Below are 26,426 nucleotides of genomic sequence, written 5' to 3'. Positions count from 1 at the left end.
AAAATGACAGAAAAAAACTTGGATTATAAAAAATTTGTGGATGACTTTGAGGAATGGACAATGGAGCAAGTCAAAGTCTTTATCATGGCAGAACGTGAGGCTCAGCGTGCTTTTGAGTTAGACAAAGAAAATATGGATGCTGCAACAGCAATGGTTGTGTATCACTCAAGGCTTGAGGCATATGATTTTCTTCTGCACAAATTTGAAAATTTCCGTAAAGGCAAGGATTTTCATGATTTGCCAGACGGACTTTTAAGCAAGCGAACGTATGAATAATTTTTAAAGGTACATTTTAGGAAGAGGGATTTTTTTTGACAAAACTTGACAATTTTTTTGGGAAAGAGCAAGAGGAAAAGTTTGATAAGTGGGCGAGAGAGAAATGTTTGAAAATAGGTGTGTTTTTGAAAAGTGGAGTGATGGTTCTCGTCATTTATCCAATTTTGTTGATTTTGATGTTTCTTGCTCTCTTGTATTTTGAGGGTTTGGAGAGAAGAAGTTTCCTTGGACGACTTTTTAAGTTTGCATTTTTTGCTTATTTGTCTTTTGCAGGGTATTCATTGATGAAATGGTCGAAATCGGGAAAGAAAAAATATTTGTTTGCACTGATATTCATGTGGACTGTGTTATTTATTGTAGGTGGTTTCCTACTATTTTTTGGAGTGATGAGCCTAGTATTTAGCATAACAGATAAGATTTATGAAGACTGGACAAGGTTTATATTTTTACTTCCACTAGCGGCTCTTTTAATTTTTCTTGGCGTGTTTTCTATTAGAAAAGCGATACTTTCTATTTTGGAATATGGGCACCTCTAAAAACTCCGCTTAAGACTAAATTAGCTAGTTTTTCGATTTTCGAGGAAATCGACGAAAGCTATGTGGTTCATAGGTTGAGGAGACTGACGAAGAAAATCGGAAAACTAGCAATTTAGGATAAGTGCGAGTTTTTAGAGGTGCCCATATAGAAAAAATCATACAAAATCATAAAAATGAGCGAAAAATTTTCGTTCATTTTCCTTTTTTCCTTGACAAAGAAAGAGAGGTTGCTTATTCTAAGTAACGAATTTGTTTTTTCTACTATAATAAGTTTACGGATAATAATAAAAAAGAATGATAACAAGACACTGAAAATAAGGAGGGTGACTCTTGGTAACAAAGGCAAAGGCAAAAAAGACGACAGCAAAGAAAAATTTGGTTATTGTGGAATCTCCTGCGAAAGCTAAGACGATAGAAAAGTATTTGGGGCGTAACTTTAAGGTATTGGCAAGTATTGGGCATATTCGTGATTTACCTAAATCAAGAATGGCAATTGACATTGAGCATAATTATCAGCCTGACTATATCAACATTCGTGGGAAGGGCGATATTATTAAGGAATTGAAAAAAGAGGCAAAAAAAGCGGATAAAGTTTATCTCGCAAGTGACCCGGATAGAGAAGGAGAGGCGATTTCTTGGCATTTGTCGCATATTTTACAGCTCAATCCAGAAGAAGAAAATCGTGTAGTGTTCAACGAAATCACAAAGGATGCGGTGAAAAATGCGTTTAAAACGCCTCGAAAAATTGATTTAGATTTAGTGGACGCACAGCAAGCGAGAAGGATTTTGGATCGTTTGGTAGGATATTCTCTTTCGCCGATTTTGTGGAAAAAGGTAAAAAGTGGACTTTCAGCAGGTCGTGTGCAATCTATTGCAGTGAAAATGATTATTGATCGAGAAAAAGAAATTCGTGCATTTGTACCAGAAGAATATTGGACGATTGACGGAAATTTTCAAAAAGGGAAAGATAAATTTAAAGCTGCTTTTTGGGGTGTGGACGGAAAAAAACGTGAGCTAAAGAGCAATCAAGATGTGCAGGAAGTGTTGTCACGTCTTGCGTCAAAAAAATTTGAAATTGCAAAAGTGAGCAAAAAAGAACGCAAGAAAAATTCACCAAATCCTTACACAACGTCAACTTTACAGCAAGATGCAGCCAACAAGCTGAATTTTCGAGCAGGAAAAACGATGGGAACAGCACAAGGATTGTATCAAGGGGTATCACTTGGTCGTGGTGGTGCGGTAGGTTTGATTACTTATATGCGTACAGATTCGACACGGATTAGCTCTGTTGCCAAAGAAGAAGCTGCTGCGTTTATTTCAGAACGTTTTGGTGAGGAGTATACCGCTCATGGTGTGAGAAAAGTAAAAAATGCTGACTCTGCTCAAGACGCTCACGAGGCAATTCGCCCGACAAGCGTAGAACGCACGCCTGAGAGCGTGGCACAGTATTTGGACAAAGATCAGCTACGACTTTACACATTAATCTGGAATCGTTTTGTCGCAAGTCAAATGAAACCTGCTATTTATGACACAATGAGAGTGACTTTAGAGCAAAATGGGATTGCATTTATCGCAAATGGCTCTAAATTGAAATTTAAAGGCTATACAGCTGTTTACAATGATACGGAAAAGGACAATATGTTGCCAGATATGACAGAGGGCGAATTTGTGAAGAGTGTTTCAACTGAACCTGCACAACATTTTACACAGCCACCTGCTAGATTTACTGAGGCAACGCTTATCAAGGCACTGGAAGAAAGTGGCATTGGTCGACCTTCAACTTATGCAGCAACTGTTGAAACGATTCGCAAACGGAATTATGTGAAAATGGAGAGCAAGCGTTTTGTCCCACAAGAACTTGGTGAGATTGTGAATAATTTAATCGTGGAGTTTTTCCCGAATGTTATCAATGTTGATTTCACAGCGACAATGGAAAATCAATTGGACGAAATCGAAGAGGGAGCGAAAAATTGGGTGCAAGTGGTGGATACTTTTTATAAACCATTTGAAAAAGAATTGCTTGATGCCGAGGAAAAAATCGAGAAAATCGAGATTAAAGATGAGCCAGCAGGCTTTGATTGTGACCTTTGCGGGCATCCAATGGTGATTAAATTAGGACGTTACGGAAAATTTTATGCGTGTAGCAATTTCCCAGATTGTCGCAATATCAAGGCAATCGTCAAGGAAATTGGCGTGGTTTGCCCTACTTGTCATGAGGGGCAAATTATCGAGAGAAAATCGAAGAAAAATCGTATTTTCTACGGTTGCTCATGCTATCCAAAATGTGAATTTACAAGTTGGGACAAACCTGTTGCACGCAATTGTCCGAAATGTAATCATTACCTTGTCGAGAAAAAAATGCGTGGCAAAGGAATACAAGTGATTTGTCCGAACGGTGATTATGAAGAAGTAGCACAGAAATAAAGGGGCTGGGACAAACTTTTGTATGCTCTTAAAAATGTGTGCAAAGTGTTTGTCCTAGCCTTTTTACATTTAGAGGTACCTTTTAGAGAATATTAAACAAGGAGAAAACACATGACAAAATACAAGCACATCAACGTATTTGGTGCAGGTCTTGCAGGAAGTGAGGCGGCTTGGCAAATTGCTGAGCGTGGCATACCTGTTCATCTTTATGAGATGCGTGGGGTGAAATCTACTCCACAGCACAAAACAGACGACTTTGCTGAGCTTGTATGCTCCAATTCCTTGCGTGGCAATAGTTTGACGAATGCTGTCGGATTGCTAAAAGAGGAAATGAGACAACTGAACTCGATTATTATCAATTCAGCAGATGCGACACAAGTACCAGCTGGCGGTGCTTTAGCGGTTGATAGAGAAGGTTTTGCTCAAATGGTAACAGAAAAAGTGAAAAATCACCCACTTGTGCGTGTTTTTCAAGAGGAAGTAACGGAAATTCCAAAGGAGGAGCTAACGGTTATTGCCACAGGTCCTTTGACAAGTGAAGCGTTAGCTGAGAAAATAATAGAATTTAATGGGCAACAAGGATTTTATTTTTATGATGCCGCCGCTCCAATCATTGATGTGTCAACGATTGATATGGAAAAAGTGTATCTAAAAAGCCGTTATGACAAGGGTGAGGCGAGTTATTTGAATTGCCCGATGACCAAAGAGGAGTTTCAAGCATTTCAGCAAGCATTGATTGAGGCTGAAGTTGTGCCATTAAAGGAATTTGAAAAAGAAAAATATTTTGAGGGCTGTATGCCGATTGAGGTAATGGCAAATCGTGGCTATAAAACCATGCTATTTGGGCCGATGAAACCAGTTGGACTAGAATACCCAGATGATTATAAAGGCAAGCGAGACGGCGATTTTAAGACGCCTTATGCGGTCGTACAACTTAGACAAGACAATGCCGCAGCAAGTCTTTACAATATCGTCGGGTTTCAAACGCATTTGAAATGGGGCGAACAAAAACGTGTGTTTCGCATGATTCCTGGGCTTGAAAATGCTGAGTTTGTACGCTATGGAGTCATGCACCGCAATAGTTTTATGAACTCGCCAGAGTTGCTTTTGCCAACGTATCAGTCGAAAATTGCGGAAAATATTTTCTTTGCAGGGCAAATGACAGGTGTTGAAGGCTATGTTGAGAGTGCGGGAAGTGGACTTGTGGCAGGTGTGAATGCAGCAAGAAAATTTGAAGGAAAAGAAATGATTACTTTTCCACACTCCACAGCAATTGGCTCAATGGCACATTATATTACACATACAAGTGGCAAACATTTCCAACCGATGAATGCAAATTTTGGTATTATTCAAGATTTGCCAGAGCGTATTCGTGACAAAAAAGAACGTTATACAGCTATCGCCAATCGTGCATTAGCGACATTGGAAGTTATAAAAGAAAAAAATTTTTAAAAATTTTAATCGACTTTAAAAAAATGTAAAGAGATTGAAAACGGATAGTGACGGCGATTTTTTCACCTTACATTACGTGTAAGGTGGGGTTTGTGTGAAAAAAGATTAAAACCTTTCTGACAATTATTTTTGAAAAATTTTTTCTTAAATGTTATCATGTAATATGTAGAGTTGCTCTAAAGATTATTTAAGATAAAGATAGAATAGGAAGTGCAAGAGTGAGTGAGTCTTTATTTCATTCAACAACCATTTGTGCTGTTGAAAAAGATGGGAAGTTTGCGATGGCAGGTGACGGTCAAGTAACGATGGGGCAGTCGATTGTCATGAAAGGGACAGCAAAAAAAGTACGAAGGATTTACAATGATGAGGTCGTAGTCGGATTTGCTGGAAGTGTAGCGGATGCTTTTACTCTGGAAGAAAAGTTTGAAGAAAAACTGATAGAGTACAACGGCAATCTAACACGTGCAGCAGTCAAATTGGCACAGCTCTGGCGAAGTGAGCGTGCGATGCAAAAATTGGAGGCGATGCTGATTGTAATGAATAAGAGTGAAATGCTCTTAATCTCAGGGACAGGAGAGGTTATAACACCAGATGATGGTGTGCTTGCGATAGGCTCAGGTGGCAATTATGCATTGTCAGCTGCAAGAGCCATGTTACAATTTGGCGAAAGCGAGCTTTCTGCAAAAGATATTGCAAAAAATGCTTTAAAAATTGCAGGCGACATTTGTGTGTTTACCAATCATCATGTGATTGTGGAGGAAATATAACAATGACGGAAAGAAGTAGAACGCCAAGAGAGATTGTTCAGGAGTTGGACAAATATGTTATTGGTCAAAGTGAGGCAAAGCGTTTGATTGCGATTGCTCTTAGAAATCGTTATCGAAGATTACAGCTTGAGGGGACAATGCGTGAGGAAGTTACCCCGAAAAACCTTTTGATGATAGGCTCTACTGGTGTTGGGAAAACTGAACTTGCGAGAAGGTTGGCAAAAATTTTACAAGCACCGTTTGTCAAAGTTGAGGCGACAAAATTTACAGAAGTAGGTTACGTTGGTCGAGATGTTGAGAGTATGGTGCGTGATTTAGTTGAAAACTCTGTTTCAATCGTTCGCAAGAGTGCTTATGAAAAAGTTCGTCCTGAGGCAATGAGAAAGGCACACCGTAGGCTTGCCAAAGTCTTAGTGCCGGGGCTGAAAAAAGAGCAAAAAGAAACTGGGAATACAAGCAGTCCTTATCAACAAGTGTTGAGTTTGTTTTCTCAAATGAACGAAGAAACAAATGAGGAAAAAGAAGAGCTAACGGATGAAATTCGTTTGAATCGCCAAACAGTCTTTGAGCAATTAGAGCAAGGCGTTCTTGATAAAAGAACGGTTGAAATTGAACTTGATGAGCCGAAAAGACCAGTGGTTGGTCTAGGAAACGGCATGGAGGCTCTCCAGATGAACATGGAGGATTCTCTTTCCGCCTTGAAACCGAAAAAGAAAATCGCTCGCACTGTAACAGTTGCCGAGGCACGTGAATTGTTGATCAACGAAGAAAGTGAAAGACTTGTCAATAGTGCAGATATTGCCAGTGAGGCACTTCTTCTAGCAGAAAACAATGGCATTATTTTCATTGATGAAATTGACAAAATCACTTCTAAAAATGATCATGGCGGGCATATTTCAAGAGAAGGTGTGCAACGTGACATTTTGCCGATAGTTGAGGGTTCACAAGTCAATACAAAACATGGTATGATTCAAACAGAGCATATTTTATTTATTGGAAGTGGTGCGTTTCATCTAACGAAACCAAGTGATTTAATCCCTGAACTTCAAGGGAGATTTCCAATTCGTGTGGAGCTAGAGGAGCTGACAAAAGAGGACTTTATCCGCATTTTAACAGAACCAGACAATGCGATTGTCAAGCAATACATGGCACTATTAGCCACAGAAGACGTTCAAGTTACCTTTACGAAAGAGTCAATTGAGAAAATGGCAGAAATTGCCTATGCTTTGAATCGTGATACAGACAATATCGGTGCAAGACGTTTGCATACGATTTTGGAAAAGGTGCTGGAAGAATTGCTCTTTGAGGCAAGCGAGATGCCAAACACGGAAATCACGATTACAGCGTCCTATGTAGATGAAAAACTAGGAAGTATTGTGAAAAATGAAGATTTGAGTAGATATATTTTGTAGTGGCGGAATATCCGACATGAAAAAATTACTCTATTCTTATATGGGGACCTCTAAAAACTCCGGTTAAGCCAAAATTAGATAGTTTTTCGATTTTCGAGGAAATCGACGAAAGCTATGTGGTTCATAGGTTGAGGAGACTGACGAAGAAAATCGGAAAACTAGCAATTTTGGGTAAGTGTGAGTTTTTAGAGGTACCCATATGGGTAACCATATTATAAAAAAACAAAAAAATAAGCCAACATTAAGGAGACTTCTAACAAAATGAAGACATTATTGGAAAAAACAAGAAAAATTAACGAATTGCTACAAAAACCGTCGCTATTGAATCCGACAAATGATTTGCCATATGATAAAATGGCAGAAGTTTTAAGTGATATTATCAATGCAAATGCTTATATCATTAGTGAGGCAGGGGTATTGCTTGGTTATCATGAGCAAAGAAAATATAGCTCGCAACGCTTTATGGAAATGGTTGACCACCGTAAATTCCCAGAAGAATATACAGACGGTTTGTCTATTTTGCGTAAAACAGATGCGAATATCCCTGTTACAAATGATTTGACTATTTTCCCAAGTGAATTATGTGAGCAATTTCCAAATGGTTTGACAACTATTTCACCAATTTTTGCCACAGGAAAACGTCTTGGTAGCATTATTTTAGGTCGTGAAGATGATGTATTTGAAGAAAACGAGCTTGTTTTGATTGAGTACTCTGCAACAGTAGTTGGAATGCAAATCTTGTATCAACAATCACGTACACGTGAGGCTGACATTCGCCAACAAACAGCACTTTCTCTTGCTATGAATACATTGAGCTATTCAGAGTTGAAAGCTGTTCAAGCGATTCTTGGAGAGTTAGGTGGAGACGAAGGACGTTTGACTGCCTCTCAAATTGCAGATGACATTGGCATTACACGTTCTGTCATTGTAAATGCTCTTAGAAAATTGGAAAGTGCAGGGATTATTGAAAGTCGCTCACTTGGTATGAAAGGTACGTTCATCAAAGTAATCAACAAAGGAATTTTTGAGGAATTAGATAATTTATCTATCTAGTTTCAAATAACGAAATAGCACTTATTTACGCAGGTAAGAAGTGCTATTTCGCCTTGATATGAATTGGAGGAATGAACATGAATTTCACGCTTGAAAACGAACAATTTACCGCAACGATAAAATCCTTAGGTGCTGAATTAGTTAGCTATCAATCAAAGGAAACGGGGATTGAGTATATTTGGAATGGCAATCCAGAGTATTGGGCGAGACACACGCCTGTATTGTTTCCGCACGTTGGCAAGTTAAAAGATGACACGCTTATTTTTCAAGGGAAAAGCTATTCTAGCACACAACATGGATTTGCACGTGACAAAGAATTTACCTTAGTTGAGCAAACGGATGAAACAATTGTTTTATCACTACGTTTTGATGAGGAAACTCTCGCACGTTATCCGTTTCAGTTTGAGCTTTTGATTACTTATACATTAAGTGCAAAAGGGATTGAAACGAAATGGACAGTGAAAAATTTAGATGCACAAGAAAAAATGTACTTTGGAATTGGCGGACATCCTGCATTTAACGTGCCATTGACGGAAGGATTGACGTTTGAGGATTATTATTTTGAGTTATCTCCAAAAGGCATGAGAACAAGAATACCGTTTGTGGTGCCTTATCTTGATGTGGCAGGGAAATTTGATGAAGAAGTGGAGAAAATTGCAATTTTTCACGAACAATTTCACAATGATGCACTTATTTATGAAACAAAAGGACATACGGAAATTACGATAAAATCAGATAAATCTCCGCACGCACTTACACTAAGTTATGACAATATCGACTACGTAGGGTTGTGGAGTCCTTATCCAAAAGAAAGTCCATTTGTCTGTATCGAACCTTGGTGTAGTTTTGCTGATACAACCGAAGACAGCGGGATTTTTGATGAAAAATCAAGTGTGCAAGTCCTTCAACCGCTTGGTGTGTTTGAAACAAGTTATTGGATTTCAGCGAAGTAGAGTGAGATTACAAAAAAAGTAGTTTTTAAGCTGCTTTTTTTTGTATTTACGAAAGAATTTGTTATTATTAATATAATAGAAATCAAGAAAGTAGGAACTCTTATGAAAGCACTCATTTCAATTGATTACACGCATGACTTTGTAGCGACAGACGGAAAATTGACCACTGGTGTGGCAGGGCAAAACATTCACGATGCACTTTTAGCAAAAACGAGAGAATTTACAGAGCAGGGGGAGTTTGTAGTCTATGCGATTGACAAGCATGAAGAAAGTGACACTTACCACCCAGAAATGAAACTTTTTCCACCGCACAATTTGGCAGAGACAACTGGACGCAATTTGTACGGAGAGTTGCAAGGATATTACGAGCAAACAAAGAGACAAGAAAATGTTTATTGGATAGATAAACGACATTATTCTGCGTTTTCTGGTACGGACTTAGATATTCGTCTGCGTGAGCGTGGGATAACGGAAGTGACATTGGTAGGAGTTTGCACGGATATTTGCGTTTTGCATACAGCCGTTGATGCGTACAATTTAGGATATACCATTACCATTCCTAAAAGCTGTGTAGCAAGTTTTGACGAAATTGGACACACATGGGCATTAGGACATTTTGAAAATGTATTAGGTGGAAAAGTGGTAGGGAAATAAGAAAAGCGGAGAAGTGCGTTTTGAAGTCTGAGGCAGTGAGCCACACCGTTTACTTGAGGTTGGGAAAAAACTAGCAAAATAGAAAAATCACAGAAATTTCATTTTCTCAAATGTTGATTTCATGTGATTTTTCTATTGTTTCATTTAGGCTGAAATTTAAATTTTGCAAGCCTTTTCGATTGCTTAAAACCCTAGTTCATTTTCTAAATAATCCGCTAAACCGTCTTCGTCATTGGTAAAACGTGTAATGTCATCTGCGACAGCTTTTACTTCTTCGTTTGCATTTTTCATTGCAATTCCGCACCCTGCCTCGATAATCATTTGCAAATCGTTTAATTCATCTCCAAAGGCGAAAATATTCTCTTTTTTAATTTGCAGAAAATCAGCAATTTCGCTCACCCCGTGTGCTTTGTGAATCCCTTTTGGCACAAGCTCTAAAATTGGATTTGGTCCACCCCAAGGGTTGACATCAAGTAAATCACCGTAATCTTTTCGTAATTCACTTGCCACAGAATGTTTATTTTCTTCAGAAGAAGCACTAACCAGCATGGAATTTGGTTTGATTCGCATATTCATTGGCGTTAGCAGATTTTCTTCGGAAAAAGTAGCAGCACCAAAAAATGTTGGCTCCATATAATGAAAATTATCCACGTAAAAATGATCTTTATTCTCTGCTGCAATGAAGTTTAAATCATACTCATGTTTGCGTGCGAGAATTTCAAAGACTAGCTCACGCTCAATTTGTGCCTGTCTTTCGCCCGCCCAATCTTTTTCAGGAAGGACAATCAAGCCACCGTTAAAATTGACCATTGGTGTTGTCAGTGAAAGCTCACGATAAAAGTCAATCGCCAAGCGATAAGGTCTACCTGTTACGATACTCACAAAATGTCCTTTCTCGCTCACTCTTTTCAATGATTGAATTGTTTTTTTGCTCAACTTAGAATCGCTGTTTAGAGCCGTTCCGTCTAAATCAATCGCAATTAATTTTTTCTCTGTCACGTGAATCTCTCCTATTGTTATTTTCCTTATCATAGCACGAACTTTTAAAATATGCGATTGTTTCGATTGTCGGTTATTTGATAGAAATTCCTTTTAACCTTTATGGAAACGGTTCAAATGCGAACTTTTTAAATTTTTATTAACAAAATGATAGTGAAAAGTTTGAAAAACGAATATTAAACAAGTAAACTTGAAATGTATTCGGAAAAAGATGTTTTCCGAGCTATTATTTTCATTTTAATAGGCGAATTTTGAGAATTTGCTTAACAAAAAATCATTTACAAGGAGAGTTCTTCTATTATGGACAAGTTTTTCAAATTAAAGGAAAACAACACAAGCGTTTCAACAGAGTTTTTCGCTGGAGTGACAACATTCTTCGCAATGAGCTATATTTTATTTGTCAATCCTCAAATTTTAAGCCAAGCAGGTATGAATTTCCAAGCGGTCTTTTTGGCAACGATTATCGCCTCAGTAATTGGAACGTTAGTCATGGGATTATTTGCAAATGTGCCTTACGCACTTGCACCGGGAATGGGATTGAACGCATTTTTCACGTTTACCGTTGTCTTGTCGTTAGGCTATACATGGCAACAAGCACTTGCGATGGTATTCATTTGCGGGTTGATTGATGTAGTCATTACGCTAACAAAGGTACGGAAAATGTTGATTTATGCAATTCCACAAACATTGCAATACGCAATTGGTGGCGGAATTGGGTGTTTTATTGCCTATATCGGAATTAAAAACGCAGGATTGTTGAAATTTACAGCAGATCCCGGCACGTATACGGTGTTTGGTGAAGGAGCAGATAAGAGTGCAGCAACGATTGAAGTTTCTTCTAGTGCTGTGCCAGCACTTGTCAATTTCTCTCAACCAGCAGTGTTGCTTGCACTTTTCGGGATTGCGTTGACGGCAATTTTAGTTGTAAGACAAGTAAAAGCAGGAATTTTACTATCAATCGTTATCACAACAATCGTAGGAATTTTAACAGGTGTTGTAGATTTATCTGCGATTAATTGGAAAGACAATTCACTTGGAGCAGCTTTTGGTGCATTAGGTGAAACTTTCGGTGTAGCATTAGGTAAAGATGGACTTGGCTCACTATTTTCTGACACATCAAAAATTCCACAAACATTGATGACAATTTTGGCATTTGCTTTGACGAATACGTTTGATGCGATTGGTACATTAATCGGTACAGGTCGGAAATCTGGATTGTTTTCAGATGAAGATGAGTCATCTGTTGGTGGTTTCAAAACGAAAATGGATCGTGCATTGATTGCTGACTTTACAGCTACAACCATTGGTTCAGTCGTTGGAACGAGTAATGTAACAACTTATGTAGAAAGTGCCGCAGGAATTGGTGCAGGAGGACGTACTGGGTTGACCTCAGTGTTTGTAGCGATTTTCTTTGCTCTCTCAAGTTTCCTTAGCCCACTTCTTGCCGTAGTGCCGTCTCAAGCGACCGCTCCAGTGTTAATCATGGTTGGGGTGATGATGATGTCATCATTCAAAGAAATTGAGTGGGGTGAATTGGAAGAAGCAATTCCAGCATTTTTCGCAAGTGTCTTCATGGGAATTGCATACAGCATTTCGTATGGAATTGCCGCAGGATTTATTTTCTACGCAGTGGTAAAAGTGGCGAAAGGAAAATTCCGTGAAGTTCATCCAATTCTTTGGGTGGTCAATCTCTTGTTTATTTTGAACTGGATTATTTTAGCAACAATGTAAAATTAGAGAACGTCAGAGATGGCGTTCTTTTTATATCATAAAAGTAGCCAATTTTCCCAACAAAAAAACTCCCCGAAGGAAGTCCAAAATTATTTAGCCAATTTTGCAGCCAAGCGTGATTTGTCACGGTTCGCTTTGTTTTTGTGAATCAATCCTTTAGTTTCTGCTTTGTCAATGGCAACTGTTGCAGCTTTGAAAAGCTCTGTTGCATCAACTCCTTCAGCTACTGCAGTTTCAAATTTTTTGATTGCAGAACGCATAGCAGATTTTTGTGCAGAGTTTCTTTCGTTTGCAGCTTTATTTGTTGCAACACGTTTAATTGCAGATTTAATGTTAGGCATGAATATTCACCTCCACTAGTAATTTACGAGTTACGAAGAATAGAAAATTCGTAATCAACATTTTTCATTATAACGAAAAACGGAGAAGAACGCAATAAAAATAATTTGAAATGTCAAGATTTTTTCTTTACAGAGGAAAATTAGCTGTAAAAAATAGATAGTAAGCAAAAAATCATTTATAATAAAGAGACGGAAGAATATGGAGGGTGTTATGGAAAATCAAAAAAAAGCAGAGAAATTAAGAGAAGAACTGACACGTTATGCCTATGAGTATTACGTTTTAGATAATCCAAGTGTGGAGGATAGTTATTATGACAAGCTCTATCGTGAGCTTGAGGAGCTTGAAAAGGCTCATCCAGAGTGGGAAGTGCCAGATGATTCACCAACACGTAGAGTGGGCGGTGTAGTGCTAGAGAGCTTTGAGAAAGTAACGCATGAAATTCCGCTGTTTTCGTTGAGTGACGTGTTTAATAAAGCGGAAATCGAAGAATTTGTTGCACGTGTGGAACGTCAGTCTGGAAAAGCTCAGGAATATATGTGTGAGCTGAAAATTGACGGACTCTCTATTTCCTTAAAATATGAAGAAGGAAAGTTTGTGCGTGGTGCGACACGTGGTGACGGAACAGTTGGCGAAAATATTACGGAAAATCTTCGGACAATCAAGTCGATTCCAATGAGGTTGAAAGAAAATATCTCAATTGAAGTGCGTGGTGAGGCGTATATGCCACGACTTTCTTTCAGTCAGTTAAATGAACAACGGGAAGAAAATGGTCTTGACGTGTTTGCCAATCCACGAAATGCCGCAGCAGGTTCATTGAGACAACTGGATACAAAAGAGACTGCTAAGAGAAATTTGAACACGTTTCTTTATACTTTGGCTGATTTTGGTCCTCTTCATGCGGTAAGTCAAAAAGAAGCGTTGGAGCATTTGAAGCAATTAGGTTTGAAGGTTAATTCTTTTGCACGGTTGTGTCGAAATGCCGATGAGATTTGGGCATTTATCGAGGAATTTCATGAGAAAAGAAGTAGCTTGCCTTATGAAATTGACGGTGTGGTCATTAAGGTCAATGATTTTTCAGCTCAAGAGCAACTTGGATTTACTGCAAAAGCTCCTCGTTGGGCAACGGCATATAAATTTCCGCCAGAAGAAGTAGAAACAACGGTTGAAAGCATTGAATGGACGGTTGGGCGAACAGGAGTTGTCACTCCAACTGCCAATTTGACTCCTGTACGTGTGGCAGGGTCAACGGTAAGTCGTGCAACTTTGCACAATATTGACTATATCAAAGAAAAAGATATTCGCTTGAATGATACGGTGATACTTTATAAAGCAGGGGATATTATTCCTGCGGTTGCACGTGTTCTTGTAGAAAAACGAGGGAGGGCTTCACTTCCTTATGAAATGCCAACGCATTGTCCAGAATGTGAGAGCACTCTTGTGCATTTGGAGGAAGAAGTTGCCCTTCGTTGCATTAATCCAAAATGTCCTGCTCAAATCAAAGAAGGTTTGTATCATTTTGTTTCAAGAGATGCGATGAATATTGACGGAGTAGGGCCAAGAATTTTGGAACAGCTTTTCGATAAAAAAATGGTGGCAGACGTGGCGGATTTGTATCAGTTGTGTGAAGAAGATTTTTTACATCTTGAGAAAGTAAAAGAAAAATCGGCGAAAAATTTCTATACTGCCATTCAAAAAAGCAAAGACAATTCGTTAGAACGTCTATTGTTTGGTCTTGGGATTCGCCATGTCGGCAACAAGGCGGCAAAAATTCTTGCGGAACATTTTGAGACAATGGAAAAAATGTCTAAGGCAAACGCTGAAGAAATTGCAAGCATTGACACGATTGGAGGCGTGATTGCGGATTCTATCGTGCAATATTTTGCCAATAGCGAAGTGCATGAACTGATGAATGAGTTAGCAAGTGCAGGGGTTAATTTGCGTTATCTTGGGCAAAAGAAAAGTGAAATTTTAGAAGTAAACTCTCTTTTCCAAGGGAAAACGATTGTCTTGACAGGAACGCTTGAACAGTATAAGCGAAACGTAGCAAAAGAAAAAATCGAGTCTCTTGGTGGCAAAGTGACAGGTTCAGTATCGAAAAAAACGGATATTGTCATTGCAGGTGCTGAGGCAGGAAGTAAACTTGTGAAAGCCGAACAGCTAGGCATTGAAGTATGGAGCGAGAAACAGATGATTGAGGCTTTTGGAGAGTAAGAAAAACGCATGAGGTTTTAAAACTTCATGCGTTTTTTTGCTATCTAGTTTTATTCATCTACTGAAAGAGAAGAAAGATTGACGGTGTCTTTTTTCTCTTTTTTGAAAGAATTAACAAGGAAGAATAAAATAGCTGCTCCTGCCATGATGATAATAGAGATGTAAAAGCCCATTTCTCTCGTACCAGAGGCATCAGAAATCACTCCTGTAATCGTTGGGGCAAAAATTGAGGCACTTAGTCCGAAGAAATTGGACACACCAAGTGTTGTTCCCAAGAATTTTTTAGAGGCGTGATCGCTAATATGCGAAATAATAATCGGTTCAACGGCAAGTTTTCCAAGAAAACCGTATAAAATCAATCCAACTAATAATAATGTTGAATTTTGAGCAGAAACGGTTAAGAGTAACATGAGAGACGCAGAAATTTCTAGCAGTAAAATAATCAGTGTTTTATGTGTCCGATATTTGTCAGAAAGACGACTGAAAATCAATGCCCCGGGAATTGCTGCAAAGGCTACTAAAGCAGAAGAAAAGCCAATTGCAATTCCTTTGAATCCACGTTCATCTTGTAGAAAAGCAGGCAGCCACGTCACGACCATGTAATAGCCGTAGCAAGTGCCGAAATACAATAAATAAGATACTAACATTTTAGGAGAGAACAATCCTTTTTTGCCTTCGGTTTCTTCTTCTACCACGACTTCTTCAACGATTTGTGTTTTTTTCGTTGATTTTTGAGTTTGATTGGTCTTAATTCCTAGAACGAAGACGACAAGCATTGTCAGGATAAGACCAAAGCAGATATACATCATGGTTTGCCAAGGAAGTCCGATTTGTTTGACGAATAGACTTGAGAGAATCATCCCAATTCCCATGCCAACAGCAGAACCACTGTTGATAATTGCAGTAGAAATCCCTTTTCTATCTGCTGGAATACTTTCTGAGGTAAGAGAGTATGCTGTTCCAAAATAACAGCCACAACCCATTCCAGCAATGACGCTTGCAATATAAATTGTCGTCAACCCTTTTGCTTGTGCAATGAGAAATGCTGCCAAGGCGAAAGCGATAAAGCCAGGAATAAGCACCGTTTTCTTCCCAAATTTATCTACTAAAATTCCTGAGGGAATTTGCATACCAACTGCACCAACGAAATAACAGCTAGAAATAAGCCCCATTTGAGCATTGGTGTGTTGCCCTACTGTTTGCTGAATTTCAGAAAAAAGTGGATTTAAGGAAGAACGATAAATCCAAATAGTCACCCAGCCCAAACACAACATTACAATTACACGCAACCAATAATTTTTATTGGCATTTTCTTGTTTCATTTCCATTTTAAGTCTCCTGTCTAGCTGTGAGGGGCAGAAGTCTGGTGGCTGTTCGTAGTGCCGCTCGAAACTTCGTTTCGAGTAGATGAACGGCACGGCTCACTGCCACAGACTTCTTACCGCCCCTCTTCGCTTTTCGTTTTGTCTAGCTCTGAGGGGCAGAAGTTTGGCAACTGCTCACAATGTCGCTTGAAACTTCGTTTCAAGTAAATAAACGACAGTGTTCGCTGTTGCAAACTCCAGCCCGCCCCTCTTCGCTTTTCGTTTTGTCTAGCTTCGAGGGGCAGGAGTTTGGTCGCTGTTCACAACGTCGCTCACAACTTTGTTGTGAGTAAATAAACGACGTGGTTCACTGCGACAAACTCCTGACCGCCCCTCTTCGCTTTTCTTTGTCTAGCTCTGAGGGGCAGAAGTTTGGCAACTGCTCGCAATGTCGCTTGAAACTTCGTTTCAAGTAAATAAACGACAGTGTTCGCTGTTGCAAACTTCAGACCGCCCCTCTTCGCTTTTCGTTTTGTCTAGCTTCGAGGGGCAGGAGTTTGGTCGCTGTTCGCAATACCACCTGAAGCCGTGCTTCAGGCAAGTAAATGGTATGGCTCACTGCGACAAACTCCTGACCGCCCCGCTCGCTTTTCTTTGTCTAGCTCTGAGGGGCAGAAGTTTGGCAACTGTTCGCAATGTCGATCGCAACTAGCGTTGCGATTAAATGAACGACATGGCTCACTGTTGCAAACTTCAGACCGCCCCTCTTCGCCTTTCGGTTTGTCTAGCTCCGAGGGGCAGAAGTTTGGCAACTGTTCGCAATGTCGATCGCAACTAGCGTTGCGATTAAGTGAACGACGTGGCTCACTGTTGCAAACTTCAAACCGCCCCTCTTCGCTTTTCGGTTTGTCTAGCTACGAGGGGCAGGAGTTTGGTCGCTGTTCACAACGTCGCTCACAACTATGTTGTGAGTAAATAAACGACGTGGTTCACTGCGACAAACTCCAGACCGCCCCTCTTCGCCTTTCGGTTTATATCAAAAGAAAATGTAAGCGTTTAATACATTGTACTTCTTGCTGGGAAAGTTTTCCTTGTGTAGAATCAACAGTTTCATTTTTGTTTTTTGAGAGTTTTGGACAAATACTAGAGGGAGCTTTAGGTTTTATAATACTATGAAAAGAAAAGTGATAACAAAAGAATGTAAGCGTTCTAAGGTTTGGTGGTTCAGTCGTTTGAATAGAGAGGTGAAGTTTGAAAAAATAAGACAATAGGAAAACAGAAAAAGGGTACAAAAAATTAGCCCTATCTTGTAGTTTTTTACAATATGGTTATACTGCAACTTTTTTAGATTTTACATCATTCCACAGGCAACTGCATATTAATTTAGCGTGCATTACAGTCCTACAAGAAAAAGAAATATCAGGAGTAGAAAGTGTACTACATCACTTTATAGTGAGAAATCTAAAAAGGTGTTAGCCATATAAGTAGATTATAAGACAAAACTTGAGGATATACAACTGTTTTTATACGGTGTTGTGCCTTGAGCGGAACGAAAGGAATGATTATAAATATGGAGGAATGGGACTATTTAGAAAATGGGCCACATCGTTGGGAGGAACTTTGTGATGAGTTCAAATTTGCTTGTCAAAAGCATATGCAGTCTCCAATTGCATTATCAACGGAGAAAGTGACCAATAGCTTGGATAAGGATTTTTTACAACTTCACTATGAAGAGGACATTTATAAAATTCGGTGGTCAAAGCATACTTTTCATTTTCTTCCAAAAAATAAAAAAAATCGTGTGAAATTTAATGATAACTGGTTCTATTTAGAGGATATTCATTTTCATTTACCAAGTGAACATAGTATTGACGGAAAAAGTTATCCGATTGAGTTTCATTTAGTGCATTATTCTAAAGCTCGTGAAGTTTTAGTTGTCGCAGTATTGTTTGATTGTATTCAAAACACTTTCCGAGGAGGGAAAGCCTCAAGGGAACATTCTGTTTTTGAGTGGGTAGAAGGCTGTGATGAGGTGGAAATAGACTTGAGCCAATTTATTTTGTCAAAATCAAGTTATTATGCTTATTACGGTTCATTTACTACACCGCCGTGTCGTGGGGATATTCATTGGGTTGTATTCTCTGAAATTGCTTCGTTAAGTAGCAGAACGTTATTTTCTTTCCTAGAAAAATATGGGTGGCGGAAAAACAATCGCCCAATTCAAGAACAATTGCAGAAGAAAATTTGGTATGCAGGGTAAATAAGTGTCCCTCTTGAACATTGTTTTTAGAGGGACACTTAAGTTTTTTTATTCTGGTTCCGACAAATAAAGTGCTACTCTCAACTGCAAAGAAAGTTCAGGATTGTCTACTGGCAACCCGAACAGTTTGGTGCATTTTTCAATGCGATATTTAATCGTATTGCGGTGGACGTAAAGTTGTTCAGCGGTTTCTGCAATATTGCACTGACAATCTAGGAATGTAGAGAGCGTAAGACGTAAATCCTCATCTGCCTCGTTTTTTGGATATGCCAATTCCTTTAGGATAGACTCACAAAAATAACGCATTTCTTCCTTTGAAACATTTTCAGCGATACGGTTAATTCCTTGTACTTTATTGTAAAAGACAAATTCATCTTTTTGCTTGTTCATTTTTAAAGCACTCAAGGCTTCTTTGTATGAAAAACGGAACAGATTGATTTTATTTACAGGGTCGCCAATGCCAAAAGAAGTGTCCACATTGACCAATTGTTTTATTTTTTCACGAATTTCTTCCAAAGTTTCTTGTATCGTTGTTTTATTGTGAAAAAGTAGGACGTATTGATTGGCTACTTCGGTTGGTAGCAAGAGTGTGTCAGAGTTTATTTCATTCAAATACAAATCAATCAAATCATAGGCAATCGTGTCTATTTTTTTCTCGAAAAATCGCTTGTTTTCAGCTAAATTTAGGTGAACGACAACTGCTCGAAAATAATTGGAATCAAATGATGACAAAAAAGGCTGAAGTTCAATGATGTTCAAAAGCTGTTTATTTTTGTCAATGTGCATGAGATTTTGGTACAAATGCAATCTCATTCGTCTATTTTCTTGTTGAATGGTCTGTTCTTTGTAAATTGCAAGTGAAAGCACCATAAGTGCTTGTTCAATCGCTAGTTGCGAAAAGGGGTATTTCAAAGAGCTGACATTGAAAATAACGAGAAGATGCGGAATATAACTATCCGAATAAATTGGCAAAATCGTGATAAGTTTACTGTTTTCATCGTCAATTTCAAAAAGAAATGTTTTTTTCTGTGTTCCTCGCTCTTTTTGATGTTCAACGAGTAGTGCAAGCAATTCTTGTTTTTTCTTCTCCGACATAGGTGCATTGCTTTCTTGCGAACGACTTGCCTTGAGACAGTTGCCAAATGGGTCAACAAGCAAAAGAGGTTGGTGAATCATTGAGCTTAGCTGCTCAATCAAAGTAGAAATGCTCGCCCCTTTGAACATAAGTTCAGCAAATTTTTTCTGCACTTCAATTGCAAAAAAGATTTCCTCGGTCTGATTATCCCAAAGATAGCTAAGCAGTTTGTGTGAAATATCTCCCAAAGTCATCGTGCTTGGAATTTGGATAATCGGAAAATTGAGCGAATCAGCATACGCTAAGACTTCCTCGCTAATTTCAGGAATAAAACGACCTAATTTGATTGCAAGTGCTGGACAAGGTAAGTTGTGAAGATTTTTGATTAACGTACACAACTCGTTGACATCGTCCTTGTAGCTCATTGCAGTAGTCAAAAGAAGTGAATGAGGTGCGAGATAATAAGTAATATCAGGCGTTTCGCTAATATCGACACTACTGACTGGCACATCTAAATTGGCATTTTTGTTCAAAACTTTTAGCTCGGCAAAACGAGGGGTAGATAAAATTTCTTTTAAGCTTTTCATATTCTCCTCCAAAAAATAGATTTACTTAGTATATAAATAATAAACATAATATACCATGAGAACGGTTTAAAGTCTTGAGATTTTACGTTTTTTATTTTGTGCAGGATAAATAAAAAAATAGAGTTTCTTTGTTGAAAGCGGATAAAGTTATCCGAAAAGGAACGTGATACTATTTTTACAGGTGAGGCGGATAAGCCACACGAAAAATGCGACACCTTAAAATGTAGTAGAAATATTGTTTCCGCGTACTTCACTTGTTTTAAGGTGTTGAGTTTCTAAGAAGAAAAAGAGGAATAAGTGAAATTTTTCTTATTCTCTCACGAGAGGAGAATACAAATGAAGGTTGCAGAAGCAATAGTACAAATTATGGTAAAAGAAGGTATTCAAGATGCTTTCGGAATACCGGGGGCGGGGATAAACCCAGTCTACAAATACATGGAAAATGCTCCGATTGAGCATTATTGTATGCGTCATGAGGAGGCTTGTGTTCATGCGGCAGACGGTTATTATCGTGCCAAACATAAAATTGCGTTGGCTATTTGTACGTCAGGACCCGGAGCAACGAATTTTGTGACAGGACTTTATACGGCAAATATTGACTCTATTCCAGTTTTGGCAATTACAGGTCAGGCAAATAGTTGGCAATTAAAACAAGATGCGTTCCAATGTGTTGATATGGTAAGCATTGCCTCAAGTGTTTGTAAAAAAGTATATTGTCCGCTAGAGGCTGAAAAAATTCCTGAAATTATGCGTGAAGCATTTTATCTCATGCGTTCAGGCAAGCCCGGCCCTGTTTTACTTGACTTACCACTTGATATTCAGCAACAAGAAATTGAGTTTGACATTGAGCAATACGAGCCAAAAGCAATCCAGAAAATTTCTGCGAGCTACGCTGAAATTGAAAAAGTGTTGGATATGATTGAGGAGGCAAAAATGCCTGCAATTATTATGGGAGGTGGAGTGATTCTTTCAAAATCAGAAGAAAAACTTATTCAATTTGCTGAAAAACTTCAAATTCCGATTATCCAAACGTATATGGCAAAAGGTGGAGTTCCAATCAATCATCCGCTCAATGCAGGTCATGCGGGGATTCAAGTAGGTCAGCCAATCGGGAACAAAATTTTCTTGGAATCTGATTTGATTATCGGAATTGGTAATCGCTTTACAGACCGTCATACAGGGAATTTAGAAGTATATAGACATGGACGGAAATTTATTCACATCGACATTGAACCAACGCAGATCGGGAAAGTATTCCAGCCAGATTTAGGGATTGTTTCTGATGCGAAAATTGCTTTAGAAATGTTGCTTGAAGTGGCTGAAAAACGCAATCTTGGTGCAGTTGGTCGCAAAGAAATTGAGAAACTGCCAGAGTGGCGGAAAGAATTGGCACGTAAAACGGATTTTGATGATACGCCAATCAAACCACATCGTGTATTCAAGGAATTAAATGAAGTCTTTGATGAAAATACCATGTTTACAGCAGGGTGCGGAATTACGCAAATTTGGAGTGGGCAATTGCAAGAGATTAATCGCCCAAGACGTTATTTACCGTCAGGAGGTGCGGGAACGTTAGGATTTGAAGTGCCTGCTGCCTTTGGTGCAAAAGTCGCAGACCCAACAGCTACCTCTGTTACTGTGCTTGGAGATTTCGGTTTTACCTTTATGGGAGAAGAAATCGCCGTTTCCGCAGCGTATGAAAAACCAATGATTACCGTAATTGTCAACAATGCCTATTTAGGATTAATCAGACAAAATCAAAAGGTTGCCTATGATTTTGAGTACGGTGTAGATATGCCATACAATCAAAATGGATTGATTGATTATGTAAAAGTGGCAGAAGGTTATGGTTGTGTGGGTGAACGTGTCTTTACTCCAGATGAGTTACGTTTGGCACTAGAGAAAGCGAAAAAATCAGAGAAAAGTGTAGTAATTGATGTCATTTGCGAACCAGAACAACTTTGCGACATGGGTGTAGCCCTTGACAATATTCGTAATTTTGGAGATTAAGGAAGGACGGAACGAAAAATGAAAGAACCATTAGCAAAATACTTTGATTTAGGTTTAATTCAATTTATGAGTTATCCACAAGCACGTTATGATGTGCTAGAAACGTTGAAAAATGTAGCAAAAGATGCAGATTTTCGTGCAGTAGAAATTACACATATTGCAGACGAAGAAAAACGCAAAGAAGTCAAAGAACTTATTGCACAATCTGGTTTGCGTGTGGCATATGGCGTGCAACCACGTTTATTGGGCGGCGGTTTAAACCCAAATGCACTGGATGAAACAGAACGCTTAAAAGCAGAGAAAATTCTCTTGGAATCAGTGGACGAGGCGGAATATCTTGGTGCAAAAGGAATTGCCTTTTTGTCAGGAAAATACGAGGAAGAAACGAAAGAAGTGGCATATGCTCAATTATTGAAAACAACGATCAATGTCTGTAAATATGCAGCTGAAAAAGAGATGAGCGTTGAGCTAGAAGTGTTCGATTTTGATGTGGATAAAAAATCCTTGATAGGTCCTGCACCTCTTGCGGCAAAATTTGCAGGAGATGTTCGCAATGTGTGCAATAATTTTGGATTGATTGTTGACTTGTCACATTTCCCGATTACGCACGAAACAAGCAAGTTCGTGATTCAAACAACTCGACCATACATTACACATTTGCACATTGGGAATGCAGTAATCAAGGAAGATTGTGAGGCATTTGGTGATTTGCACCCACGTTTTGATTTCCCAAATAGTGAAAATGGAACAGAAGAACTACTAGATTTCTTCCAAGTCTGCAAAAATGAGGGATTATTTGACAAACACAACCCAATGATTTTATCATTTGAAGTAACCCCACGAGCATACGAAGATGCCGATATAGTAATCGCACAAACAAAACGTGTGATAAACAGAGCATGGGCATTATTGGAGGAGTAAAGAAAAGCGGAGAGGGGCGTTCTGGAGTTTGTCGTAGTGAGCCATGCCATTTACTTGCCTGAAGCACGGCTTCAGGTGGTATTGCGAACAGCGACCAAACTCCTGCCCCTCGTAGCTAGACACAGAAAAGCGGAGAGGGGCGTTCAGGGTTTTGTCGTAGTGAGCCATGCCATTTACTTGCTTGAAGCACGGCTTCAGGTGGTATTGCGAACAGCGACCAAACTCCTGCCCCTCGTAGCTAGACACAGAAAAGCGGAGAGGGGCGTTCAGGGTTTTGTCGTAGTGAGCCATGCCATTTACTTGCTTGAAGCAAAGCTTCAAGTGGCATAGCGAACAACGACCAAAACCCTGCCCCTCATAGCTAGACACAGAAAAGCAAGAGGGGCGGTTTGAAGTTTGCAACAGCGAATACTGTCGTTTATTTACTCACAACAAAGTTGTGAGCGACATTGTGAGCAGTTGCCAAACTTCAGCCACTCATAGCTATCCAAAGAAAAGCAGGCGAAACTCAAGTTTTGATCATTTATGAAGAAAACGAAAGGAATTCATTATGAAAATTGTTGTTTTAGACGGTTATACAGAAAACCCGGGGGATTTATCATGGGACAAACTAGGCAATTTGGGAGATTTGACGGTTTATGATCGTAGCAAATTGTCAGAGAAGGAAATTGTTGAACGTATTGGAGAGGCTGAAATTGTGTTGACCAATAAAACGCCTTTGACGAAAACAATTTTCGATGCTATACCGAATTTGAAATATATTGGTGTATTGGCAACAGGGTATAATGTGGTAGATATACAAGCAGCAAAAGAGGCAGGAATACTTGTGACAAATATCCCAACCTACGGAACAGATACAGTTGCTCAATATGCGATTGCTCTCTTGCTTGAATTGTGTCATCATATAGGAGAACATTCGGATAGTGTAAAACGTGGAGAATGGACGAACAATCAAGATTGGTGCTACTGGCTACATCCATTGACGGAGCTTTCTGGCAAAAAACTAGGGATTATTGGCTTTGGTCGTATTGGGCAAAAAGTTGGTGAAATTGCTCAAGCTCTCGGTATGGAAATTCTTGCTTACGACAAACACGCAAATGTGCCAAACGCACAAGCAACATTTGTTGAATTAGATGAATTGTTGAGTGAGAGTGATGTCATTTCACTTCATTGCCCGCTATTCCCAGAAACTGAGGGAATGATTAATAAAGAAAGCATTGCTAAAATGAAAGACGGAGTGATGTTGATAAATAATTCACGTGGTCCGCTTATCAACGAGGCAGATGTTGCAGAAGCATTGAACAGTGGAAAAATCAGAGGAGCAGCACTTGACGTTGTTTCAACAGAGCCAATTAATAGCGACAATCCATTGTTAAAAGCGAAAAATATTATTATCACACCACATATTGCTTGGGCAACCAAGGAGGCAAGAGAACGATTGATGAATATTGCAGTAGAAAATGTAGCAAAATTCTTGGCGTCAACTCCTGTAAATGTGGTAAATCAATAAAATACTTGAAGTAGCACAAGGAGAACGAAGAAATGAAAATATTGGTTGTAATGGACTCCTTTAAGGGAAGTGTCACCTCCATTGAAGCAGGAGAGGCAGTGAAAAAAGGAATAGAAGAAGCGTATGAACATGACGTTCCGCAAGTCTTTGTTTCCCCAATAGCAGACGGTGGGGAGGGGACGATAGATTCTATTTTTTATCAAAATCAAGAGCCTACGTCTTACAGTTTTGTGCAAGGACCGTTGTTTGAGAAATCGGTTATTGCAAAATACGGCATTTTAAATCAAACCGCAATTTTAGAAATTGCCGAGACTTCTGGCATTACGCTTGTGAAAAAAGAACTTCTCAATCCTTGGGAGGCGACCACTTATGGCTTTGGTGAGCAAATTCGTTCCTTGGTGAAAAAAGGATATAGAGATTTTCTGATTGGTTTGGGTGGTAGTGCGACAAATGATGCAGGGATTGGAATGTTGAGTGCATTAGGCGTTGATTTTCAAGATGAAAATGGAAAAAGTCTAGGTTATTTGCTCAAAGATATGCGAAAACTAGCGAAAATTGACTGTCAAGGACTTCTACCAGAATTGAAAGAATGTCGCTTTAAACTTGCAAGTGATGTTCGCAATGTCTTATGCGGTGAAAACGGAGCAACCTATGTATTTGGCAAACAAAAAGGTGTCAAAGAAAACGAAATGCAAGAAATAGATGAGTTGCTTTTGAATTTTAGTCGCCTAACCGAAGAAGTAACCCACAAACAATGCCGAGAACACGAGGGTTCTGGAGCAGCAGGAGGAATTGCCTTTTCTTTTCTTTCCTATTTTGATTCAAGGCTCGTGTCAGGATTTGAAGAAATTGCGAGTTTGACAGGCTTGGAGGAAAAAATCAAACAAGCTGATTTAGTGGTAACAGGTGAGGGAATGCTTGATTCTCAATCACTTATGGGAAAAGTTCCCGTTGCGGTGGCAAGTATGGCGAAAAAACACGGAAAAAAAGTCATTGCTCTTGCTGGAGGAGTATCAAAAGACGCAGAAAAATGCAATCAAATGGGTATCTCTGCCTTTTTCCCCACCATTCAACGTATCGCAAACGAACAAGAAATACTATCAACACAATCAACAAAAGAAGCAATTCGCAAAACAACCCAACAACTGTTCCGATTTGCTCAATTGTTTAAAGGTAATTTGAATAAATAGAAAAAATAAAAGCGTAATGGTGCGTTTTGAAGTCTGCAACAGTGAGCCACAGCATTTACTTGCTGGAAACGTAGTTTCCAGTGCTGTTGCGAACAGTTGCCAGACTTCAGCACCATGTAGCTAGACAAAGAAAAGTGTAGAGGGGCGTTCAGGAGTTTGCGACAGCGAACTATGTCGTTCATTCACTTGAAGCGTTAGCTTCAAGCGACATTGCGAGCAGTCGCCCAACTCCTGCCCCTCACAGCTAGACAAAAAAGAAAAAAATGGAATAAGGAGACCAATATGAATCCAATAAGTGAACGTTTATTTAAGTTGACGGATGTAACGAGTTTTTGTGAAAAAGAAGGCAAGAAAAATATTTTTTATGAAACAGAAAAAACTGCAGGTGCAGTATGGTGCTTGAGACCGGGGCAGAGTATTTTTACTCATTCGCATACGACTTCGGATGATTTGTGGATTGTTGTGCGAGGAACAGGTACATTTTACCCACGTCCAAACGAAGAAGTAGAAATTACAAGCGGGGACATGATTATTTCTTATCCGGGTGATCAGCATGGCATGACGAATACAGGTGATGAGGATTTTGTGGTAATAGGCGTAGCAGGCCCACAGCCAATGGATCTCATTTTACCAGAATAATATAAGGGTACCTTTAAAAATTCCGTTTAAGCGAAAATCAATAATTTGGGTAACCGTGCCAATAAGAAACAATCGCTTTGTTTGCGTGAGGTGATTGTTTCTTTTTTTAGAGGAGCTGGT

General features: G+C 39.1%; 22 protein-coding genes. 18 read left to right on the top strand and 4 right to left on the bottom strand.

Translation table 11 applies throughout. The features are described from left to right. Nucleotides 1-3 precede the first annotated feature (3 nt). The 9 genes from B5D30_RS03140 (at nucleotide 4) to B5D30_RS03100 (ending at nucleotide 9,527) form a co-directional block, all read left to right on the top strand. Nucleotides 4-276, top strand: coding sequence for a DUF1912 family protein (locus B5D30_RS03140; RefSeq protein WP_234984614.1), 273 nt, complete (start codon nucleotides 4-6; stop codon nucleotides 274-276). A 35-nt stretch (nucleotides 277-311) separates the two neighbouring features. After that, nucleotides 312-812, top strand: a complete 501-nt coding sequence (locus B5D30_RS03135; RefSeq protein WP_078806588.1) for a hypothetical protein — start codon at nucleotides 312-314, stop codon at nucleotides 810-812. Between the two features lie 330 nt (nucleotides 813-1,142). Continuing rightward, nucleotides 1,143-3,236, top strand: coding sequence for a type I DNA topoisomerase (gene topA / locus B5D30_RS03130; protein WP_078806587.1), 2,094 nt, complete (start codon nucleotides 1,143-1,145; stop codon nucleotides 3,234-3,236). Between the two features lie 111 nt (nucleotides 3,237-3,347). Continuing rightward, nucleotides 3,348-4,688 carry a methylenetetrahydrofolate--tRNA-(uracil(54)-C(5))-methyltransferase (FADH(2)-oxidizing) TrmFO gene (trmFO, locus tag B5D30_RS03125; protein ID WP_078806586.1) on the top strand — a complete coding sequence of 447 codons (1,341 nt, stop codon included), beginning with the start codon at nucleotides 3,348-3,350 and terminating at the stop codon, nucleotides 4,686-4,688. Between the two features lie 218 nt (nucleotides 4,689-4,906). Continuing rightward, nucleotides 4,907-5,455 (top strand): ATP-dependent protease subunit HslV, encoded by a 549-nt coding sequence (gene hslV / locus B5D30_RS03120; protein ID WP_078806585.1) that lies wholly within the window; start codon nucleotides 4,907-4,909, stop codon nucleotides 5,453-5,455. 2 nt (nucleotides 5,456-5,457) lie between these two features. Beyond that, entirely contained in the window at nucleotides 5,458-6,867 is a 1,410-nt protein-coding gene (hslU, locus tag B5D30_RS03115) for an ATP-dependent protease ATPase subunit HslU (protein WP_078806584.1), read from the top strand. 261 nt (nucleotides 6,868-7,128) lie between these two features. Next, nucleotides 7,129-7,920 carry a GTP-sensing pleiotropic transcriptional regulator CodY gene (gene codY / locus B5D30_RS03110; RefSeq protein WP_078806583.1) on the top strand — a complete coding sequence of 264 codons (792 nt, stop codon included), beginning with the start codon at nucleotides 7,129-7,131 and terminating at the stop codon, nucleotides 7,918-7,920. 77 nt (nucleotides 7,921-7,997) lie between these two features. Next, entirely contained in the window at nucleotides 7,998-8,873 is an 876-nt protein-coding gene (locus B5D30_RS03105; RefSeq protein WP_078806582.1) for an aldose 1-epimerase family protein, read from the top strand. 102 nt (nucleotides 8,874-8,975) lie between these two features. Continuing rightward, nucleotides 8,976-9,527, top strand: coding sequence for a cysteine hydrolase family protein (locus B5D30_RS03100; protein WP_078806581.1), 552 nt, complete (start codon nucleotides 8,976-8,978; stop codon nucleotides 9,525-9,527). 183 nt (nucleotides 9,528-9,710) lie between these two features. Here B5D30_RS03100 and B5D30_RS03095 read toward each other — a convergent pair whose 3' ends face one another. After that, nucleotides 9,711-10,526 (bottom strand): Cof-type HAD-IIB family hydrolase, encoded by an 816-nt coding sequence (locus B5D30_RS03095; protein ID WP_234984613.1) that lies wholly within the window; start codon nucleotides 10,524-10,526, stop codon nucleotides 9,711-9,713. A 300-nt stretch (nucleotides 10,527-10,826) separates the two neighbouring features. Between B5D30_RS03095 and B5D30_RS03090 the strand changes: the two genes are divergently transcribed. Next, the gene (locus tag B5D30_RS03090) at nucleotides 10,827-12,257 is read left to right on the top strand and encodes an NCS2 family permease (protein WP_078806579.1); all 1,431 of its coding nucleotides are present in this window, start codon (nucleotides 10,827-10,829) and stop codon (nucleotides 12,255-12,257) included. A gap of 89 nt (nucleotides 12,258-12,346) precedes the next feature. Here B5D30_RS03090 and rpsT read toward each other — a convergent pair whose 3' ends face one another. Continuing rightward, complete coding sequence (rpsT, locus tag B5D30_RS03085) at nucleotides 12,347-12,598, bottom strand: 30S ribosomal protein S20 (RefSeq protein WP_078806578.1); 252 nt, start codon at nucleotides 12,596-12,598, stop codon at nucleotides 12,347-12,349. Between the two features lie 211 nt (nucleotides 12,599-12,809). Between rpsT and ligA the strand changes: the two genes are divergently transcribed. After that, a complete protein-coding gene (ligA, locus tag B5D30_RS03080) occupies nucleotides 12,810-14,810 on the top strand; it encodes an NAD-dependent DNA ligase LigA (RefSeq protein WP_234984612.1) in 2,001 nt (666 codons plus the stop codon). A 50-nt stretch (nucleotides 14,811-14,860) separates the two neighbouring features. On the opposite strand, the gene B5D30_RS03075 is transcribed toward ligA, so the two are convergent. Beyond that, entirely contained in the window at nucleotides 14,861-16,138 is a 1,278-nt protein-coding gene (locus tag B5D30_RS03075; protein ID WP_078806576.1) for an MFS transporter, read from the bottom strand. Between the two features lie 1,534 nt (nucleotides 16,139-17,672). Here B5D30_RS03075 and B5D30_RS03070 point away from each other — a divergent pair. Continuing rightward, complete coding sequence (locus B5D30_RS03070) at nucleotides 17,673-18,374, top strand: carbonic anhydrase family protein (RefSeq protein WP_144399461.1); 702 nt, start codon at nucleotides 17,673-17,675, stop codon at nucleotides 18,372-18,374. Nucleotides 18,375-18,422: 48 nt separating this feature from the next. Here the strand turns inward: B5D30_RS03070 and B5D30_RS03065 are convergent, their stop codons facing one another. Next, on the bottom strand, nucleotides 18,423-20,036 hold the full coding sequence (locus tag B5D30_RS03065) for a PucR family transcriptional regulator (protein ID WP_078806574.1): 1,614 nt from the start codon (nucleotides 20,034-20,036) through the stop codon (nucleotides 18,423-18,425). Between the two features lie 336 nt (nucleotides 20,037-20,372). On the opposite strand from B5D30_RS03065, the gene B5D30_RS03060 reads away from it, so the two are divergent. The 6 genes from B5D30_RS03060 to B5D30_RS03035 all read left to right on the top strand — a co-directional run bounded on the left by B5D30_RS03060 (nucleotide 20,373) and on the right by B5D30_RS03035 (nucleotide 26,306). Beyond that, complete coding sequence (locus B5D30_RS03060) at nucleotides 20,373-22,046, top strand: thiamine pyrophosphate-dependent enzyme (protein ID WP_078806573.1); 1,674 nt, start codon at nucleotides 20,373-20,375, stop codon at nucleotides 22,044-22,046. 18 nt (nucleotides 22,047-22,064) lie between these two features. Further along, nucleotides 22,065-22,967 carry a sugar phosphate isomerase/epimerase family protein gene (locus tag B5D30_RS03055; RefSeq protein ID WP_078806572.1) on the top strand — a complete coding sequence of 301 codons (903 nt, stop codon included), beginning with the start codon at nucleotides 22,065-22,067 and terminating at the stop codon, nucleotides 22,965-22,967. A 36-nt stretch (nucleotides 22,968-23,003) separates the two neighbouring features. Continuing rightward, nucleotides 23,004-23,297, top strand: a complete 294-nt coding sequence (locus B5D30_RS03050) for a hypothetical protein (protein WP_078806571.1) — start codon at nucleotides 23,004-23,006, stop codon at nucleotides 23,295-23,297. 220 nt (nucleotides 23,298-23,517) lie between these two features. Beyond that, complete coding sequence (locus tag B5D30_RS03045) at nucleotides 23,518-24,477, top strand: D-2-hydroxyacid dehydrogenase (protein WP_078806570.1); 960 nt, start codon at nucleotides 23,518-23,520, stop codon at nucleotides 24,475-24,477. A gap of 32 nt (nucleotides 24,478-24,509) precedes the next feature. Continuing rightward, nucleotides 24,510-25,667 carry a glycerate kinase gene (locus B5D30_RS03040; protein ID WP_078806569.1) on the top strand — a complete coding sequence of 386 codons (1,158 nt, stop codon included), beginning with the start codon at nucleotides 24,510-24,512 and terminating at the stop codon, nucleotides 25,665-25,667. Nucleotides 25,668-25,877: 210 nt separating this feature from the next. Continuing rightward, nucleotides 25,878-26,306: a cupin domain-containing protein gene (locus B5D30_RS03035; RefSeq protein ID WP_234984611.1), complete on the top strand. Its 429-nt coding sequence runs from the start codon at nucleotides 25,878-25,880 to the stop codon at nucleotides 26,304-26,306. The last annotated feature ends 120 nt before the right edge of the window (nucleotides 26,307-26,426 follow it).

Source organism: Pilibacter termitis (assembly GCF_900167335.1).
GTDB lineage: Bacteria > Bacillota > Bacilli > Lactobacillales > Streptococcaceae > Pilibacter > Pilibacter termitis.
This window is presented reverse-complemented; position numbering and strand designations above follow the sequence as displayed.

Bases quoted from the DNA above. Each gene is read 5' to 3' on its own strand.
- codY (WP_078806583.1), top strand. From the start codon at position 7,129: ATGAAGACATTATTGGAAAAAACAAGAAAAATTAACGAATTGCTACAA.
- B5D30_RS03040 (WP_078806569.1), top strand. From the start codon at position 24,510: ATGAAAATATTGGTTGTAATGGACTCCTTTAAGGGAAGTGTCACCTCC.
- hslU (WP_078806584.1), top strand. From the start codon at position 5,458: ATGACGGAAAGAAGTAGAACGCCAAGAGAGATTGTTCAGGAGTTGGAC.
- B5D30_RS03075 (WP_078806576.1), bottom strand. From the start codon at position 16,138: ATGGAAATGAAACAAGAAAATGCCAATAAAAATTATTGGTTGCGTGTA.
- trmFO (WP_078806586.1), top strand. From the start codon at position 3,348: ATGACAAAATACAAGCACATCAACGTATTTGGTGCAGGTCTTGCAGGA.
- B5D30_RS03065 (WP_078806574.1), bottom strand. From the start codon at position 20,036: ATGAAAAGCTTAAAAGAAATTTTATCTACCCCTCGTTTTGCCGAGCTA.
- B5D30_RS03100 (WP_078806581.1), top strand. From the start codon at position 8,976: ATGAAAGCACTCATTTCAATTGATTACACGCATGACTTTGTAGCGACA.
- B5D30_RS03045 (WP_078806570.1), top strand. From the start codon at position 23,518: ATGAAAATTGTTGTTTTAGACGGTTATACAGAAAACCCGGGGGATTTA.
- B5D30_RS03060 (WP_078806573.1), top strand. From the start codon at position 20,373: ATGAAGGTTGCAGAAGCAATAGTACAAATTATGGTAAAAGAAGGTATT.
- ligA (WP_234984612.1), top strand. From the start codon at position 12,810: ATGGAAAATCAAAAAAAAGCAGAGAAATTAAGAGAAGAACTGACACGT.
- B5D30_RS03055 (WP_078806572.1), top strand. From the start codon at position 22,065: ATGAAAGAACCATTAGCAAAATACTTTGATTTAGGTTTAATTCAATTT.
- B5D30_RS03105 (WP_078806582.1), top strand. From the start codon at position 7,998: ATGAATTTCACGCTTGAAAACGAACAATTTACCGCAACGATAAAATCC.
- B5D30_RS03140 (WP_234984614.1), top strand. From the start codon at position 4: ATGACAGAAAAAAACTTGGATTATAAAAAATTTGTGGATGACTTTGAG.
- rpsT (WP_078806578.1), bottom strand. From the start codon at position 12,598: ATGCCTAACATTAAATCTGCAATTAAACGTGTTGCAACAAATAAAGCT.
- B5D30_RS03090 (WP_078806579.1), top strand. From the start codon at position 10,827: ATGGACAAGTTTTTCAAATTAAAGGAAAACAACACAAGCGTTTCAACA.
- B5D30_RS03070 (WP_144399461.1), top strand. From the start codon at position 17,673: ATGATTATAAATATGGAGGAATGGGACTATTTAGAAAATGGGCCACAT.